This is a genomic window from Allorhizobium sonneratiae, from assembly GCF_023700755.1.
Classification (GTDB): Bacteria; Pseudomonadota; Alphaproteobacteria; order Rhizobiales; family Rhizobiaceae; genus Allorhizobium; species Allorhizobium sonneratiae.
The window spans coordinates 76,072-94,026 of sequence record NZ_JAMKOJ010000009.1; the positions used below are offsets into that span (position 1 = coordinate 76,072).

The following is a 17,955-nucleotide window of genomic DNA, read 5'->3' on the forward strand; positions in this document are numbered from 1 at the left end:
GTCCTTTTTTACGTTTCAGGCGTGAGCAGGCGCACCATGCCATTCGTTGCAACCAGACCTGAACGGCACTTTGCCGCAGACCCGGATGCAGGAGAAATATTTTCACGAAGCCGCGTGAGAAAACCTGTCGCCTGCCAGCCTATTCATGATTTAAATTTGCTTATCTCCGCCCATATCCAGAATGCAATCCTGACAGATGAAATTAAAATATTTTCATGAATGTTGCGCTACCTTCGCCACATCCACCGCGTCAATACCCTGTGATAACCACTTGGCGAAACCGGTGTCATCGCGCTAAAACCTTGGGATTGCCACCGGACCGGAAAAGCGGGCGGCGACAGGATGAACAGGATGCGGCGCATGGCATCAGGCACAGGCCGCATGCTTCCCAGATGAGGAAACCAGATGATGCGGACTGCCTTGACGATTGAGGATCTGAAGCGCCAGGCGCGCCGTCGCGTGCCGAAAATGTTTTTCGACTATGCCGATAGCGGCTCGTGGACGGAATCCACCTACAAGGCGAATGAAAGCGATTTTTCCCGCATCAAGCTGCGCCAGCGTGTGCTGGTGGATATGACGAACCGCTCGCTGGCCGGCACCATGATCGGCGAACAGGTGACGATGCCGGTGGCACTGTCGCCGACCGGGCTGACGGGCATGCAGCATGCCGATGGGGAAATCCTGGCGGCAGAAGCGGCGGAAGCCTTTGGCGTTCCCTTTACGCTTTCGACCATGAGCATCTGCTCGATCGAGGATATCGCGCTGCATACGCGCAAGCCCTTCTGGTTCCAGCTTTACGTGATGAAGGACAGGGATTTCATCGAAAGGCTGATCGAGCGCGCCCGCGCCGCGCATTGCTCGGCTCTGGTGCTGACGCTCGATCTGCAAATTCTTGGCCAGCGCCACAAGGATATCCGCAACGGCCTGTCCGCACCGCCGAAATTCAACCTCAACACCCTGTTTCAGCTGGCAACCCGGCCGCAATGGTGCCTTGGCATGCTGAACACCCAGCGCCGCAGCTTCGGCAACATTATCGGCCATACGAAAAGCGTCTCCGATCTCTCCTCCCTCGCCTCCTGGACCGCCGAACAGTTCGATCCGCAACTGTCGTGGAAGGATGTCGCATGGATCAAGGAAAAATGGGGCGGCAAGCTGATCCTCAAGGGCATACTGGATGAGGAAGACGCCCGCATGGCCGCCGACAGTGGCGCAGACGCGTTGATCGTCTCCAATCACGGTGGACGACAGCTCGACGGCGCGCCTTCGACAATCTCGATGCTGCCGAAGATCGTCAAGGCTGTCGGCGACAGGATCGAAATCCACCTCGACAGCGGCATCCGCAGCGGGCAGGATGTGCTCAAGGCCATAGCGCTCGGCGCAAAGGGCACCTTTATCGGCCGCCCCTTCCTTTATGGCCTTGGCGCAGGCGGACGCGAGGGTGTGACGCGGGCGCTGGAGATCATCCGCAGCGAACTCGACACGACTCTGGCATTGTGTGGCAAACGGGTGCTGAGCGACATCGACGACAGCATCCTGATGGACAATCCCTTCGCCGTCGACTGACTTTTTCAGCAGCCTGTTAAAGCACGTTGCGGCTTATCAGCCTCAGGCAACGTGCTTTCAGCCTTTGTTGTGTCGCATTCCCGGACGGAAAACGGGTTCACACTTTTCTCGGGACAATGTTCTCGCGGCAGAGCGCGCCTTTGCCTCCGTCACGTTACAGCGCCGTGCGTTTTATCAAATGCACAAAGGACGCTGTAACCTGTTAAATCTGCTGCATCATTCCTTAAATCTCACCCGATTTCAGGAATGATGCAGTAAAAACCGCCTGAACACTCAAAACCTGTTTTTGTTTTCTCCTTGCAATCACCGCCAGAATGGGCAACGACAGAAAGAAACGCTTGGCGGAGGGGCAAGATGGCCGCAGAATTTGCAGAAAACAGTCGGTCGGCGACACTGGGCCGGGATGATTTCAAAATCCTCGGTCTTTCGGCGCTGGGCGGCGCGCTGGAATTTTACGATTTCATCATTTTCGTGTTTTTCGCCACCGCCATCGGCAAGCTGTTCTTTCCGCCGGACCTGCCCGATTACATGGTGACGGTGCAGACCTTTGCCATCTTTGCGACGGGCTATCTGATCCGCCCGGTCGGCGGCATCGTCATTGCCCATTTCGGCGATATGTTCGGACGCAAGCGGGTCTTTGCCTTTTCCATCTTCCTGATGGCGCTCTCCACACTGGGCATTGCCGCCCTGCCACCCTATGCCAGCATCGGCATTGCCGCGCCGCTGCTGCTGCTGTTGCTCAGGCTCCTGCAGGGGGCCGCCGTCGGCGGTGAAGTGCCCGGCGCCTGGACCTTCGTGACCGAACATGTGCCCTCCCGCCATGTCGGCTTTGCCTGCGGCTTTCTCTGCTCGGGGCTGACGCTCGGCATTCTGCTCGGGGCGCTGATCGCCGCCCTGCTGAATACGTTGCTGACACCGCAACAGATGCTGGCCTATGGCTGGCGCATTCCCTTTGTCATCGGCGGTGTTTTCGGTCTTTGCGCCGTTTATCTGAGGCAATGGCTGCGCGAAACCCCTGTCTTCATCCGCATGAGCCGGGAACGCTCGGCTGAGGTGAAACTGCCGGTCGCCGATGTGCTGCGCCGCCATCCGGCTGCCGTCATCCTCTCCATGGCCCTGACCTGGGTTCTGGCCGCAAGCCTGATCGTCACCACGCTGATGACCGCGACATTGCTGGAAAAAATCTATCATTATTCCGCTGCAACCGCGCTGATGGGCACCAGTGTCGGCACCATCTTCCTGATCATCGGCACCACAGGCGCAGGCGCGCTGATCGACAGGATGAGTTCGGGAAAATTCTTCATGCTGACCAGCCCGTTCTATGCGGTGGCCACCTTCGCCTTCTATCATTTTGCCGGTCAGTCGGAGATGGTGATGTTCGTGCTCTACGCCATCATGGGCCTTTCCGTCGGCATGGTCAGCGGCGTGCCCTATGTCATGGTGCGGGCCTTTCCGCCGCGGGTACGCTTTTCCGGCCTGTCCTTTTCCTATAATCTGTCCTATGCGATTTTCGGTGGCATGACACCGATCGCGGTTGCCTCGATGCTGAAATGGTCTCCCATGGCGCCGGCCTATTATCTGCTGTTCATCGCCGCCATGGCTTTCCTTCTGGGACTTTACCTGATGGCGAAAGGCCACAGGATTGAGTCCACTGCAGGCGTCGAGGAAGCCATATCCAGCGTTTGAGAACAGGCCCGTGACAGAGCAGACGACACATTCAGGCAGCAGGGCGATGATCCGGGCGGGAACGACCGTGGAGCAACTGGTTCGTTCGATTGCCGATCTGATCGTCACCGGTGAATTCATTCCCGGCGACAAGCTGGATGAAGTCTCGCTTGCCGCACGTTACGAGGTGTCGCGCACGCCGGTGCGCGAAGCCCTGCGCGAATTATGCGCCATGGGCCTGGTGGAGCGGGAGCCCAACCGCCGCGCTGTCGTGACCACCATCAACGATGCCGAGCTTCGCGCCCTGTTTGAAACCATGGCCGAACTGGAGGCGATCTGTGCAAGGTTGAGCGCCGAACGCATGACGCCGGAAGAAAAGGCCGAGCTTGAAGCCGCCCATCGCCAGTCGCATGCGCTGGTCAAGAGCAATGATCATGACGGCTATGCGGCCTTCAACCAGGATTTCCACACCCTGCTCTATCGCGGCGCGCATAATCAGCCCCTGCTTGATCTGAACGCCCAGACCCGCGCCCGGCTTGCCCCCTTTCGCCGGGCGCAGTTTCGTTTTCATGAGCGGATGGAACCGTCCTTTCTGGAACACGGGCAGATCGTCGCTGCCATTCTGGCCGGAGATGGGCGAACCGCCGCCGCCGTCACCTATGATCACATCCTGATGGCGCGGCAGGGCAGTGCCCGGCTCACGGAACGGAACTGATCCGGGACATATCTGTGCGGCCTGTGCAACGCGCAGAAATGTTTCAAGTGTTTGTTTTTTATCATATACTTTATCGCCTTCTTGATGAAGCCGAAACGCGACATGCTGCAATTGCAATGCCCGGCAGCGTCTAAACCGTGTCAAGAGACGGACACAGAAACTTCACCTTCGTGACAAATCGCTGTCAACCGACTGTCACCCAGCCTGCTCTAAATGGCCGTCGAAAACGCGGGCCTTCCGGAAAAAGAGCAGATCATGAACCATCCCAACGTCCTTCTCATCGTCGTGGACCAGTGGCGCGGCGATATCCTGCCCGCCTTGGGAACAGAACATCTCAAGACACCCAATATCGATCGGCTGTGCCGCGAGGGCGTGACCTTTCGCAATCATGTGACGACCACAGTTCCCTGCGGACCGGCCCGGGCAAGCCTTCTGACAGGGCTTTACCAGATGAACCACCGGGCCGTTCAGAACACGATCCCTCTGGATGCCCGCCATACCAATCTGGCCCATGCGCTGCGCGCGATCGGCTACGATGCGGCAATGATCGGTTATGCAACGTCGGTTCCGGACCCGCGCCGAACCTCTGCAAATGATCCGCGCTTTGCTCTTCTTGGCGACATGATGGACGGTTTCCGGCCCGTGGGCGCCTTCGAGCCGGAAAAGGAAGGCTATTTCGGCTGGCTGGCACATCACGGCTACAAGGTGCCGGAAAACCGCGATGACGTCTGGCTGCCGGAAGGGGAAGATGCCGTGCCCGGCGCGACCGATCGCCCGGCCCGCGTGCCAGCGGAACTGTCGGACACGGCCTATTTCACCGATGCGGCACTGCGCTATCTGAAAGGCGTGGGCAAGCGTCCGTTTTTCCTGCATCTCGGCTATTGGCGTCCGCATCCGCCTTTCGTTGCGTCTGCGCCCTATCATGCCATGTACCGGCCTGAGGACATGACGGCGCCGGTGCGCGCTGCAACGCCGGAAATCGAAGCCGGGCAGCACCCCTTGCTCGACTTCTACCTGCGCAAGACCGCCAATAAGGGCTTTTTCCAGGGTGCCGAAGGCTTTGTCCGGGAATTGAGCGAAGCCGACATCAAGCAGATGCGCGCCACCTATTTCGGCATGATGACCGAGATCGACGATTGCCTCGGCAAAGTGTTTGCCGAACTCGACGAGACCGGCAAATGGGATGAGACGCTGATCATCTTTACCTCCGATCACGGCGAACAGCTCGGCGACCATCATCTGCTCGGCAAGGTCGGATATTTCGACGAGAGCTTCCGCGTTCCCCTGATCATCAAGGACCCGAGACGCAAGGAGAGCGCCGGGCGCATCGAAGACGCCTTTAGCGAGAGCATCGACGTCATGCCGACCATCCTCGACTGGCTTGGCGGCGACATTCCCAGAGCCTGCGACGGTCGTTCGCTTCTTCCTCTTCTCGGCGGCGAAAAACCTGCCGACTGGCGCACCGAACTTCATTATGAATTCGATTTCCGCGATGTCTATTATTCCGAACCCGAGAAGGAACTGGGCGTCGGCATGGACGAGGCGAGCCTCTGCGTCATTCAGGACGAGTTCTACAAATATGTTCACTTCGCGACCCTGCCGCCGCTTTTCTTTGATCTGAAGGCCGATCCGCATCAATTCATCAATCTGGCGGAGGATCCGGCCTTTGCCGGCATCGTCAAAACCTATGCACAAAAGGCCCTGTCCTGGCGTCTCATCCACGCCGACCGGACATTGACGGCTTATCGCAGCACGCCGCGCGGTCTCGAAAATCGCGTGTCCAAGTCTTCCTCTCAAACGCTGAAGGACTGATTCATGCTCACGACCTCCCGACGTGGCTTTATCCTGCTGACCGGCAGTGCGCTCGCCATGCCCAATCTGGCCTTTTCGCAATCGGCATCCCGCCCCGAAATCACCATTGCGGTGCAAAAGCTTGCAACGTCGAACACGCTCGATCCGTTGACCGAACAGTCCAATGTCGGCGTGCGCATCATGAATTCCTATCTGGAAAGCCTGATTGCCACCAATCTTCTCGGCAAGCTGGAGCCAATCCCGTGCCTGGCAACCCGCTGGAAGCGCATTGACGACAAGACCGTCGAGCTGGAACTGCGCAAGGGTGTGAAATTTCACAACGGCGATGAAATGACCGCAGACGATGTGGTTTTCACCTTCGGTTCCGCACGCATGATGGGCGACACCACGCCCGCAGGCTGGGACAAGACCATGATGGTCGATCAAAACAACATCGTCCGTCGCAGCAAGGAATTGCCGGCGCAGGTGCCCGCCATTGCCCGTCGCCTCTGGCCGTCTCTGGTCAAGGTCGAGGCGCGCGACAAATACACCGTACGCTTTGTCAACGCCACGCCGGACGTGACGCTGGAAGGCCGCATCATGGCTTTCGGCTCGCAGATCATCAGCCGACGCGCTTTCGAAGAGGCGCCGAGCTGGCTCGATTTCGCGCGCAAGCCGATTGGCACTGGCCCTTACAAGGTGGCGAAATTCACCCCCGATGTCGAACTTGTCCTCGTCAGCCATGACGAATACTGGGGCGGCCTGCCACCGCTCCGGCAGATCCGTTTCGCCCAGGTTCCTGAAGCGGCGCAGCGCGTCAACGGCGTTCGTGCCGGCCAGTACGACATGGCCTGCGACCTGACCCCGGACCAGTTCGCCTCCGTCACCAGCGATCCCAGTCTCGAAGTCGTTGGCGGCATCATCAACAATATCCGCGTCACCACCTTCAACAAGTTCGACCCCACCTTGAAGGATGCGCGTGTCCGCCAGGCGATGCTGCATGCCATCGATCGGCAGATGATCGTCGATCAGCTCTGGATGGGCAAGACGATCGTGCCGAAGGGCGATCAGTTCGAATGGTATGGCGACATGTATCTGAGCAACTGGAGCGCGCCGCAATACGACCCGAAAAAGGCCCGGCAATTGCTCAAGGATGCTGGCTACAAGGGTGACCCGATCCCCTACCGTCTGCTCAACGACTATTACACGCTGCAGGTCAACAATGCGCAGGTCATGGTTGAAATGTGGAAACAGGTCGGCCTCAACGTCGAGATCGAAATGAAGGAAAACTGGAGCCAGATCTGGGATCCCGCGGGCAAGCGCGGCATCCACGACTGGTCGAGCGGCGGCGGCTTCCCTGACCCGGTCGCCACGCAGCCCAATCAGTGGGGCCCGCAAGGTCAGCAGGTTCAGGCCGGTGAATACAAGAACGATGACGTCAACACGCTGTGTGGCGTGCTGCAGACATCGACCGATCGCGCCGCACGCAAGAAGGCGTTCCAGCGGATGCTGGAAATTCTCGAGCGCGAAGATCCTGCTTATGGCGTGATCAACCAGAATGCGACCTTCACCGCCAAGAAAAAATCGGCCAAGTGGCAGGTCTCGCCCTCCTTCGCCATGGATTTTGCTCCGGGCAATTGGGGCTGAGCGATGACCACTCGATCCGCATCGCCTGCAAAGGGTGAAACTCCGCTTTTGCAGCTTGAGGATTTCAAGGTCGATTTCCCGCGCGGCGCTGCCGTGCGGGGGATCGATCTGACGATCAGGCGCGGCGAGGCGCTGGGCATTGTCGGGGAGTCCGGTTCCGGCAAATCCGTGACCTGGCTTGCCGCCCTTGGCCTTCTCGGAGAAAAAGCAAAGGTTTCAGGCCGGGCGGCATTCGATGGGCAGGATCTGCTCCAGATGAACCAGAGGGCGCTGGCGCGCCTGCGCGGTGGACGCGTCGCGCTGATTTTTCAGGACCCGATGAGCGCTCTGAACCCGGTCAAGCGGGTCGGTCAGCAGGTGGCCGAGGTGTTGCGCGTGCATCGCGGTTTTTCCAAAGCCGATGCGCGGGCCGAAACGATCCGCCTGTTCGACAGGGTCGGGATACCCAATGCACAAGGGCGGGTTGACCTCTTTCCCCATGAGCTTTCGGGCGGACAAAACCAGAGGGTGATGATCGCCATGGCGCTGGCCGGAGAGCCCGAGCTTCTGATTGCCGACGAGCCGACCACGGCCCTCGACGTGACGATCCAGGCGCAGATCCTCGATCTTCTGCACACGCTCCGGCGCGATCTCGGCATGGCCCTCGTTCTGATCAGCCATGACCTGAGCGTGGTCGGCGAAACCTGCGAGCGCATTGCCGTGGTTTACGGTGGCCGGATCGTCGAGAGCGGCTCGGTCGCATCCATTCTGCGCGAGCCAGCCCATCCCTATACGCAAGGCCTGATCAATGCCGCCCCCTCACTGGAGCGGCTGGGACAACGCCTCAAAGCAATCCCCGGTCATGTGCCTGAACCCTGGAACATGCCCGCCGGCTGCGCCTTCGCGCCGCGCTGCATGTTCGCCATGGCCGAATGCCAGGACACCGTGCCGGAACTTGAAGCGTGTCCGGGACAAGCGGAAACCGGTTTTTCCGAAAAGCAAACCGTGAACGGCGCGCATCTGGCAGCCTGTCCATTGGCGCGCGAGGTGAAGGCCCCGCGTCATGTCGTCGAACGGGAGATCGCCGATGGCGTTGCTTGAATTGCGCGGGATCGGCCGGGATTATACCGGTCGCGCCAGATTGTTCGGCAAATCTCTGTCGCTGCGCGCCGTTCTTGACGTCTCGCTGGAGCTGGAACGGGGCCGCATTCTCGGTCTGGTCGGCGAAAGCGGCTGCGGAAAATCCACCACCGGCCGCATCGCGCTTGGCCTCGACGCCCCGACACGAGGCGCGGTCTTTTTCAACGGCCAGCCAATGCCGCAGGCAGGAACGCCAGCATGGAAGGCCTTGCGCCGGCAGATGCAATATATTTTTCAAGACCCGCTCGGCGCGCTCGACAAGCGGATGAAAATAATCGACCAGATTGTCGAACCACTGCATATCCACGGCATCGGCGCGCCGGAAAGCCGCAGGGAAGTTGCCGCGCAATGCATGCGCGATGTCGGTCTGCAATCCCATCTGGGCGAAGCCTATCCGCTGCAATTGTCCGGTGGCCAGCGGCAACGCGCCGTCATTGCCCGCGCGCTTGTCACACAGCCCGAACTTCTCGTCTGTGACGAACCGGTTTCGGCGCTGGATGTTTCGATCCAGGCGCAGGTGATCGGCGTTCTGACCCATCTGCAAAAGAAGCTCGATCTGGCCATGGTGTTTATCAGCCATGATCTGAAGCTTGTCGCCACCATCGCCGATGAGGTCGCCGTCATGTATCTCGGACAGATCGTCGAACGGGGCAGCCCGCAACAGGTGTTTTCTGCCCCGGCGCATCCCTATACGCGGGTGCTGCTCGACTCCATTCCGCAGCCGTTGCGCACCACCTCCCGGCCGATCCTGCAGGGCGAACCGCCGGACCCTTCACAGCGCCCTGAAGGCTGCGCCTTTCATCCGCGCTGTCCGCTGGCCGTGGATGCCTGTCGCAGCACGGTGCCCGTTTTGCAGCCTCTCACGGACAGGCATCAGGCGGCGTGCCATCTGGTGAGCTCCCCTTCCCCTGTGATGAGGCAGTCGGCCTGATGTTGATTTTCTTCCTGCGACGCCTCGCCCGGGCATTCCTGACGATCCTGATCGTCGTCGTCTGCGCCTTTGTCGTGCTCAGAACCACCAGCGATCCCGCCGTGGTCATTCTCGGCCCCGATGCGCCGCCGCAGGCCGTGGCGGCGTTTCGCGCCGCCTGGGGCCTCGACAAGCCGCTGATCCAGCAATTTGCCTATTATCTGTGGGGCATTGCCCACGGCAATTTCGGCATCTCCATGCTCGACGGCCAGAAGGTTCTGCCCATGGTGCTGTCGCGCGTCCTCGTCACATTGGAAATCATGCTTCCAGCGCTGCTTTTGGGTGTCGTGGCGGGGATTTCTGCGGGCATTTATGCCGCACTCAACCGGGGTAAAACGCAGGACCGTATCATCATGCTGGCGGCGGTGTCCGGTTTCGCCGTGCCCGGCTTTGTCCTCGGCCTCGTTCTGGTGCTGATCTTTGCCGTGCAATTGCACTGGCTGCCATCCGGCGGCAACCACGACTGGACCGGCGCCATCCTGCCCATCATCACACTGGCCACGGGCTGGGCTGCCATCCTTGCCCGCTTCACCCGCTCGGCCATGATCGAAGTGCTTGATCAACCCTATATTCTGACCGGTTCCGCCAAGGGCCTTGTCTGGGCCGCCGTGGTGATACGCCACGCCATGCCCAACGCCGCCATCCCGGTCGTGACAATGATCGGCTTCATGGTCGGCGGTCTTCTGGCTGGCGCCGTCGTTACCGAAAGCGTGTTCAGCTGGCCCGGTCTCGGACAGCTCATCGTCACCTCCGTCTCCTCGCGCGATGTTTCGGTGGTGCAATGCGTCCTCGTTCTGGTGGCAACGACGATGGTGATCTCAAACATGGTGGTCGATCTGCTCTATGGCTGGCTCGACCCGCGCATCAGGGGAGCCTCGACATGACGGCGCAAAGTCAAACCAGGGCAATACCCAAAGGATTGCAGGCTATGCGTTCCTGGCGGTGGCCGAAAGTGTCTCTTATCGTCGGCTGTGCTTTCGTCTGGGTCATGCTGATGGTCCTGATTGCCCTGTTCTCCGACCAGCTCCGCCCCTATACGATCACGGCAATGGATCTTGGCGCGCGCATGAAGCCTCCTGTCTTTCTGGGCGGTGATTTTCACCACATTCTCGGCACGGATCAGCTTGGCCGTGACGTCTTTTCACGGCTGATCGTCTCCATCCGGGTCAGCCTGACCATTGCTGTTTCCGCCACGATCCTCGGCGTTCTGTTCGGCGCCACGATGGGAATTGCCGCAGCGCATTTCGGTGGCCTCATCGAGCAGGCCGTTCTCATCCTCATCGATGTGCAGGCGGCCCTGCCCTTCATCATTCTTGCCCTGTCGGCGCTTGCCTTTTTCGGAAACTCCCAGATCCTGCTGATCTGCCTGCTCGGCCTCTATGGCTGGGAGCGCCATGCGCGCATTACGCGGGGCTTGGCGCTTGCTGCCAAGGAGCAGGGCTATATGCTGGCGGTCAGGCAACTGGGTGCAGGCTCGGGCCGGCTTTATCTGCGCCATCTTCTGCCCAACATCGCCGCGACCATGGTGGTGTCGGCAACACTGGCCTTCCCGGAGGTCATTCTCGCAGGCAGCGGGCTTTCCTTTCTGGGACTGGGCATTCAGCCGCCCGATACCGACCTTGGCAATATGGTCGGCTACGGTCGTAGCTATCTGGAACAGGCCCCATGGATCCCGCTGGCGCCCTCGCTGATCATCATGCTGACGACACTGTCGATCAGCACCATCGGCGACTGGTTGCGCGACAGGCTCGACCCATAAACCGGGTGCGGCAACTTTGGCAGTTGCCTGACAGGGTGTAAAACTCAGGATTTCGCCCTCGGGATTTTACTGTTTTGGCGATCCGCCGAATTCCGCGGTGATGCTTCTGGCGCAAATTTCCACCAGTTCGCCCATGGCCTGCGTGCGTGCCTCGGTGATGCGGGACGCCGGTCCGGCAATGGAAACAGCGGCGTGAACGCTCCCGGTCTCGTCGTAGACCGGCGCTGCGATACAGCGCAAACCCAGCGAGAACTCTTCGTTATCGACAGAAAAGCCGCGCTGGCGGATCGTTGAGAGCTCCGTGATCAGGGCATCCAGCGTGGTGATCGTATGATCCGTATAGCGTGCCATTCCCTTGCGCGTGATGATGGCCTGAACATCCTCGTCATTCATATGCGCCAAAATCATTTTACCAGCCGCAGACCTGTGCATTTCAGCCCCGCCACCGGGCCGTGAGATGGCCCGCACCATCTGCTGGCTTTGCACCTGTGCCATGCAGACCACTTCCGATCCGTCGAGCATGAAGAAGTTCACCGTCTCACCGCTGGCCAGCATCAGACGCCGCATAAAGGGAACCGCGAGCGTCACCATGTCACGCGATCTGGCAAAGGCATTGCCGACGTGAAACGCCTGGACACCGACACTCCAGCACATGGTTGCCGGATCGAAGCGAACGAAACGCTGACGTTGCAAGGTTGTGAGGATGCGATGCGCACTGGAGGGTGGCAGCGATACTTTGGCTGCGACCTCCTTCAGGCTCAGGCCTTCATCGGCCTCTGCGAGGCGCTCCAGTATGGTGAGAGCACGATGGATGGACTGAACACTGCCACTTTCTTTAATGACCTGTTTTTGCATGATATTTTTCAGATCTCCCAGGCTCTCGCACCGTCGCCGATCTGCGCATCATTCCACATCGTGAAATTTATTCCAATCAACTTGCACAGGATTTAGCCTCGCATAAGATATAGGCAGATAGCAAGGAGCCGCAGATGCGCGTTGGTGTTCACAAGATCAGGATGGACAATCCCGGCGATGTTTCGGATCTCAGGCGGCAGATCGAGGCGGGCAGTATAAACCCGCATGAGATCGTCGCCATGATCGGCAAGACGGAAGGCAATGGCGGCGCAAACGATTTCACCCGTGGCTTTGCAACGCAGTCGCTTTCCCTGCTTCTTGCCCCCTATCTCGATCTGTCGCCTGAGGCCGTGACCAGCCGCATCGCCTTTGTCTGGTCAGGTGGCACGGAAGGCGTGTTGAGCCCGCACACAACGGTTTTCACCCGATCTGAAGCCGAACCCGCAGGCGCAAAGCGCCTGGCGATCGGGATTGCGATGACACGGGATCTTCTGCCGGAAGAGGTCGGGACCATGGTTGAAGTTCGCGAAGTGGCAAAGGCGGTGCGCAGCGCGCTTGACGAGGCCGGGATCGATGATCCCGGTGATGTGCATTACGTGCAGGTCAAGGGGCCGCTCCTTACCCCGGCATCCGTGGCCGATGCGCAACGGCGCGGCGTCAAGCTCGTGACTACGGACCCGAACGGATCGAAACCCTATGCCCGCGGCGCAACGGCGCTTGGCGTTGCGGTCGCTCTTGGCGAAGTGGATGAAGCCCACCTAAGCGACGACGCCATCGCCAGGCGGATGGACCTTTACTCATCTGTGGCCAATACCTCCGCAGGCGGGGAATTGCGCAATTGTGAAATTCTTCTCTTCGGCAATTCGGCAAAGGCAGGCGGTGATCTGCGGATCGGCCATGCGGTGTTGCGCGATGTTGTCGATCGTGACGCGGTGCTGACGGCCATTGCCAATGCGGCGGGCGAGAACGCCGCCGCTGATGGCGCTCTTGAGCGGGTCAAGGCGATTTTTGCCAAGGCCGAAGCGCCGGTTGGCGGCATGCTGCGCGGTTGCCGCACCACCATGCTGTCCGATGCCGATATCCATTACGAGCGTCATGCACGGGCTGCACTGGGTGCCGTCATCACCTCCGTCACAGGAGACGCCAAAATCTTCGTATCCGGCGGAACGGAGCATCAGTGCAAGCCGGGCGAGGCGCCCATCGCGGCCATTGTTCAGGTTTGATGCCTCAACAGCGCTTCCGCCAACCGGCGGCGGAAGCGTCTATGCCGATGCCGGATGCATGCAAAAAACAAGAACCAACAGAGGGTTTATCGCCATGACCAGAATGCCTTCACGTCGTCGGTTGCCGACGGCGAGCGCTATATGCATGCTCTCTACAGCTTTTGCCTGTGCCTTGGTCGCTGCGCCAGCCACTGCCGCAGACAAGCCGCAAGACAAGCCTCAAGACAAGGCCGCCATCCTGCTTCCGGGCAGCATCAACGACCAGAGCTGGAATGCCCTTGGCTATTCCATTATCAAAAGTCTGGAACCGCACGGCTTCAAGACGGCCTATAGCGAAAACGTCGCCGATGCGGATGAAGCCGAAGCCGTTCGCGATTATGCCAGCCAAGGCTATACCATCGTTCTCGGCCATTCCGGCCGCTTTGTCTCGGCCATGGAAGAGGTGGCGCCGGACTTTCCCAAAACCCAGTTCATAGCCGTCAGCGGCAATGAAGGTGCTGAACCCAACGTCATGTCCATCGATTACAACAACGCCCAGTTCGGCTGCCAGTTGGGCCTTTTGGCTGCAAGGATGAGCAAGACGCACAAGGTTGGCGGCATCTACGGTTTGCAGGGCGTGCCGAACATCACCGCACAGGCCGGGGCGTTCAGGCTGTGTGCCACGAAAGCGGGAGCCAAGGTTACCATTCTCTATATCAAGGATATGGAAGATGCTGCCCAGGCGAAGGAAGCCGCCTTCTCGCTGATCTCCAACGGCGCAGATGTTCTGACCGGCAAGCTGAATGCCGCCGAAGCCGGTCTGGTTGAGGCCGCCAAGGAAAAGAAGGTCTATGTCACCGGGCGCGGTTTTGACCAGACCGCCATTGCTCCCGATCTCGTGCTCACCAATATCGTGGAAGACTGGCCGTCCATGATCGGCAGCACCGCCGATCAGGTGAAGGCCGGCAAGCTCTTCGGAACATTTGTGCAATATGGCTATGACAGCGGCAAGACCACCGGTGCATCGCTGAAATACAGCGCAGACAAGGCGTTTGGACCCGCCGTTCCTGAGGCGGTTGCCAAAGATGTCGAGGCTATGGCCGCCGATTTCGCTTCCGGCAAGCTGAAGATCACCCCCACGGAAAACGACGCCCGCAGCGGCAGTTGATCGCCGAATGGAGGCGCGACCTTATCGCGTCTCCCCCCTCCTTTACGCAACCGAGGACTTCGATGGCGGCTCTTCTGGAAATGCGCGGCATGGTCAAGGTCTATGGCACCCTGCGGGCCAATGACGGTATCGATCTCGATCTCTTCGCGGGCGAGATCCTTGGCCTGCTGGGTGAAAACGGCTCTGGCAAGAGCACGCTGATGAAGGTGCTGTTCGGCATGGTCAAGGCAGACGGCGGCGGCATTGTGTTCCGGGGCCGTGAACTGTCCGGCCATCATCCCGGTGAGGCGATGGCTCTTGGTATTGCGATGATCCACCAGCATTTCATGCTGGTTGAAGCCATGACGGTTCTCGAAAACATCATGCTCGGCTGGCCGCAGGCGGGCAGGCTTTTGAAACGGCAGATGATCGCTGAAAAGATCCGTGACACCAGCCGCCGACTGGGCCTTGACCTCGATCCGGATGCACGCGTGGCGGATCTTTCTTTGGGAAAAAGGCAGCGTGTCGAGATTTTGAAAGCGGTGTTGCGCGATGCCGAACTTCTCATTCTCGACGAACCGACCTCCAACCTCGCACCGGCAGAGATCCATGATCTGCTCGTCATTCTCAAACGCCTGCGCAGCGAGGGCAAAGGCATTATTTTCATCACCCACAAGATGCCGGAGGTGATCGATGTCTGTGACAAGGTCGTGGTTCTGAGAGCAGGCAAGGTCTCTGGCAAGGCCGTGGTCGCACAAACCGACAGGGCGCAACTGGCCGAAATGATGGTCGGTCGCGATGTGACGACGCCTTATGCGATAAAATCCCCGGAAAAAGGCCCCGTCCGCCTTGCCGTGCATCAATTGGCGGCAAAAGGGATCGGGCCGCTCGATTTCGATGTGAAGGGCGGCGAGATTCTGGCCATTGCCGGGGTGGACGGAAACGGGCAGTTGGAGCTGGCCGAAACCCTTGCGGGGCTGCGGCGGGCGGATGACGGCCAGATCAGTCTCGACGGTCACGACATTACAGATACGACCCCCTCCAGCCGGACCAGAAACGGTCTGGCCTATATGCCGGCGGATCGCGCGATGACGGCGCTGGTCAAAAGCATGACGATCATGGAAAACCTCATGCTGCGCGATGTCGCGCGCCCGCCCTACAGCGCCTATGGCCTGTTGAACAGGGGCCCGGCGCGTAAAAGAGCGGAAGCCCTGATGCAGCAATTCGATATCCGCGCACCTTCGCCGCTCACCAGAGCCGGCAGCCTCTCCGGAGGCAATCAGCAGAAGATCGTGATCGCGCGCGAGCTTGCCCGTCAACCGGCCGTGCTCATCGCCCACCAGCCGACCTGGGGGCTCGATCCCGGCGCGACCCGCTTCGTTCTGGAGCGCATCCTCGCCTTGCGCGATGCCGGTTCCGCCGTGATCTATATTTCCTGTGAACTGGAGGAAGTGCTGGCGATTGGAGATCGCGTGGCGGTTCTTGCGGGCGGGCGGCTGGCCGGTGTCGTTCAACGTGAGGCGGTCGATATGCCACAGATTGGCCTTTGGATGTCGGAGCGCGCCGCATGAACGACAGCGCATTGACACAAGCCGGCGCATCCGGGCGTTTTTCCCTGAGGCTGAGAAAAGAGGGCCTTCTGCCACGTGTTCTTCTGGCGCTTTGCCTCTCTCTTGCGGTCGCTGCTCTTCTTGTTCTTCTGGCGCAGAAGAACCCGCTGGACGCCTTCGCCGCCATGCTGGCTGGCGCCTTCGGCTCCCCACACCAGATCGGCGTCGCACTCAATCGCGCCTCACCCTATCTTTTTGCCGGTGCAGGGCTGGCGCTATGTTTTCGCGCCGGTGTGATCAACATGGGGTCTGATGGCCAGATCGCCATGGGTGGGGTGGGCGCGACAGCGACAATTCTTGCCTGGCCGGGCACGCCGGGCGCTGTTGCCGCAATCGCAGCCCTTGTTGCTGCGGGCTTGGCAGGGGGGCTATGGGCCGGACTTGCCACAGCCATTCATCTTTATCGCCGGGTGCATGAGGTTCTGGCGACGCTGCTCATGAATTTCGTGGCGCTGCTGCTGGTTCAATTTCTGCTGTCCAGTGCGCTTGGCCAGCCGGGCGCAGGCTTCCTGCAATCGCCGCTGATGCCCCGCGCCGTCTGGCTGCCACGCATTCCATCTTTCGATTTTCATATCGGCATCATTCTCGCGACACTCTCGGCGGTTCTCGCTTCTTTTCTGCTGTGGAAGACACCTTTCGGGTTTGGCGTGCGCGTCGCCGGTCGCTCTAGACCGGCCGCAGCCTATGCCGGTTTCTCGATTGCGGCCATCACCTGGAATGTCATGCTCGGCGCCGGAGCCATGGCCGGTGTTGGCGGTGGTGTGGAAATTCTCGGGCTGCAACATCGGCTGATCGAAGGGTTTTCCAGCGGTTTCGGCTTCAAAGCCGTCACTGTCGCGCTGCTGGGCGCAGTCGAACCGGCGCTCACCATTCCTGCCGCCCTCTTTGTCGGCTTCCTCGAAACGGGCGCGCTTGCCATGCAGAGGCAGATCGGCGTGTCCTCATCGCTCGTCACGGTCATCGAAGCTGCGACGATGCTTTTCATACTAGCCGCAACGGTGCGCCGAACATGATCGATTTTCTTGCTGCCGCCATCCGTATCGCCACGCCGCTGATCTTTGCCGCCCTTGGTGGCATTCTCTCAGAGCGTGCCGGTGTCTTTGCCGTCGGGCTGGAGGGCATGATGCTGACGGGCGCCTTTGCCGCCGTCATCGGCACCTGGCTGACCGGTTTTTCTGCGGCAGGCATGGTCTTCGCCGCCCTTGGTGGCGGATTGATCGCAACCCTCGTTGCTATCGTGACCGTGCGCCACCGTGCAGACAATATGGTGACCGGCCTGACATGCAACATTCTGGCGCTCGGCCTGACGACCTATATCCTGCACATTCTCTCCGGCAATGGACGCCCGCTTGCCATCCATCTGGACCCTTTGGCGCCCTGGGTGATCCCCGGCCTGTCGCGCATTCCGGTTGTCGGGCCGCTGCTCTTCATCCAGCCGCCTCTGACCTATCTGGCGCTGTTCTTCTGCGCGATCTTGTCCCTTCTTCTGTCCCGCACCCAGATGGGCCTCATGCTCTGTGCGACGGGGGAAAATCCTGAAGCCGTGTTTGCCGCCGGAAGCGACCCGCTGAAGATCCGCTTTCTGGCCGTCATCGGCTGCGGTGCAATTGCCGGTCTCGGCGGTGCGGTCCTGTCGCTTCAGCAGGTCGGAACCTTCACCGATGGCATGACGGGGGGACGTGGCTATCTGGCTCTCGCTTCCTTGATCGTCGGACGCTGGAACCCCTGGGGAGCGGCGGCGGCCTGTCTCGTCTTTGGCGCAACGGAAGCGCTCGAGCTTCGGATGCAATTCATGAGTGTTCCCGTCAGTTCCTATATCATGCAGATGGCGCCTTATGTCATCGCGCTCACTGTGCTCGCGGGACTTGGACGCTCCAGCACATTGCCCGCCTCCATCGGCAAGCCCCTCTGA

The 17,955-nt window shown here is 60.1% G+C and carries 16 protein-coding genes; 15 read left to right on the plus strand and 1 reads right to left on the minus strand.

The features are described from left to right. The first annotated feature begins 36 nt into the window (after nucleotides 1-36). The 10 genes from NAC44_RS16205 (at nucleotide 37) to NAC44_RS16250 (ending at nucleotide 11,229) form a co-directional block, all read left to right on the plus strand. Nucleotides 37-219 carry a hypothetical protein gene (locus tag NAC44_RS16205; RefSeq protein WP_250942476.1) on the plus strand — a complete coding sequence of 61 codons (183 nt, stop codon included), beginning with the start codon at nucleotides 37-39 and terminating at the stop codon, nucleotides 217-219. Between the two features lie 186 nt (nucleotides 220-405). Next, nucleotides 406-1,563 carry an alpha-hydroxy acid oxidase gene (locus NAC44_RS16210; protein ID WP_420839966.1) on the plus strand — a complete coding sequence of 386 codons (1,158 nt, stop codon included), beginning with the start codon at nucleotides 406-408 and terminating at the stop codon, nucleotides 1,561-1,563. Between the two features lie 354 nt (nucleotides 1,564-1,917). Then, entirely contained in the window at nucleotides 1,918-3,249 is a 1,332-nt protein-coding gene (locus tag NAC44_RS16215; protein ID WP_250942477.1) for an MFS transporter, read from the plus strand. 46 nt (nucleotides 3,250-3,295) lie between these two features. After that, entirely contained in the window at nucleotides 3,296-3,943 is a 648-nt protein-coding gene (locus tag NAC44_RS16220) for a GntR family transcriptional regulator (protein ID WP_250942653.1), read from the plus strand. A gap of 255 nt (nucleotides 3,944-4,198) precedes the next feature. After that, nucleotides 4,199-5,755 carry a phosphoric/sulfuric ester hydrolase PehA gene (gene pehA / locus NAC44_RS16225; RefSeq protein WP_250942479.1) on the plus strand — a complete coding sequence of 519 codons (1,557 nt, stop codon included), beginning with the start codon at nucleotides 4,199-4,201 and terminating at the stop codon, nucleotides 5,753-5,755. Between the two features lie 3 nt (nucleotides 5,756-5,758). Beyond that, complete coding sequence (locus tag NAC44_RS16230) at nucleotides 5,759-7,381, plus strand: ABC transporter substrate-binding protein (protein ID WP_250942481.1); 1,623 nt, start codon at nucleotides 5,759-5,761, stop codon at nucleotides 7,379-7,381. A 3-nt stretch (nucleotides 7,382-7,384) separates the two neighbouring features. Then, nucleotides 7,385-8,461, plus strand: a complete 1,077-nt coding sequence (locus tag NAC44_RS16235) for an ABC transporter ATP-binding protein (protein WP_250942483.1) — start codon at nucleotides 7,385-7,387, stop codon at nucleotides 8,459-8,461. Beyond that, nucleotides 8,448-9,431, plus strand: coding sequence for an oligopeptide/dipeptide ABC transporter ATP-binding protein (locus NAC44_RS16240; RefSeq protein ID WP_250942485.1), 984 nt, complete (start codon nucleotides 8,448-8,450; stop codon nucleotides 9,429-9,431). The genes NAC44_RS16235 and NAC44_RS16240 overlap by 14 nt, the downstream gene beginning before the upstream one ends. Then, on the plus strand, nucleotides 9,431-10,354 hold the full coding sequence (locus tag NAC44_RS16245) for an ABC transporter permease (protein ID WP_250942486.1): 924 nt from the start codon (nucleotides 9,431-9,433) through the stop codon (nucleotides 10,352-10,354). The genes NAC44_RS16240 and NAC44_RS16245 overlap by 1 nt, the downstream gene beginning before the upstream one ends. 44 nt (nucleotides 10,355-10,398) lie before the next feature. Continuing rightward, nucleotides 10,399-11,229, plus strand: a complete 831-nt coding sequence (locus NAC44_RS16250) for an ABC transporter permease (RefSeq protein ID WP_250942488.1) — start codon at nucleotides 10,399-10,401, stop codon at nucleotides 11,227-11,229. A 66-nt stretch (nucleotides 11,230-11,295) separates the two neighbouring features. Here NAC44_RS16250 and NAC44_RS16255 read toward each other — a convergent pair whose 3' ends face one another. Then, the gene (locus NAC44_RS16255; RefSeq protein WP_250942489.1) at nucleotides 11,296-12,084 is read right to left on the minus strand and encodes an IclR family transcriptional regulator; all 789 of its coding nucleotides are present in this window, start codon (nucleotides 12,082-12,084) and stop codon (nucleotides 11,296-11,298) included. Nucleotides 12,085-12,218: 134 nt separating this feature from the next. Between NAC44_RS16255 and atzD the strand changes: the two genes are divergently transcribed. From atzD to NAC44_RS16280, 5 genes are all read left to right on the plus strand, one after another. Continuing rightward, complete coding sequence (gene atzD / locus NAC44_RS16260; protein WP_250942491.1) at nucleotides 12,219-13,307, plus strand: cyanuric acid amidohydrolase; 1,089 nt, start codon at nucleotides 12,219-12,221, stop codon at nucleotides 13,305-13,307. 145 nt (nucleotides 13,308-13,452) lie between these two features. Continuing rightward, nucleotides 13,453-14,454 (plus strand): BMP family protein, encoded by a 1,002-nt coding sequence (locus NAC44_RS16265; protein WP_250942493.1) that lies wholly within the window; start codon nucleotides 13,453-13,455, stop codon nucleotides 14,452-14,454. A gap of 62 nt (nucleotides 14,455-14,516) precedes the next feature. Beyond that, nucleotides 14,517-16,004, plus strand: coding sequence for an ABC transporter ATP-binding protein (locus tag NAC44_RS16270; protein ID WP_250942495.1), 1,488 nt, complete (start codon nucleotides 14,517-14,519; stop codon nucleotides 16,002-16,004). Continuing rightward, on the plus strand, nucleotides 16,001-17,056 hold the full coding sequence (locus tag NAC44_RS16275) for an ABC transporter permease (protein ID WP_250942497.1): 1,056 nt from the start codon (nucleotides 16,001-16,003) through the stop codon (nucleotides 17,054-17,056). Before NAC44_RS16270 ends, NAC44_RS16275 begins: the two co-directional genes overlap by 4 nt. Further along, nucleotides 17,053-17,955 (plus strand): ABC transporter permease, encoded by a 903-nt coding sequence (locus NAC44_RS16280; RefSeq protein ID WP_250942499.1) that lies wholly within the window; start codon nucleotides 17,053-17,055, stop codon nucleotides 17,953-17,955. Before NAC44_RS16275 ends, NAC44_RS16280 begins: the two co-directional genes overlap by 4 nt.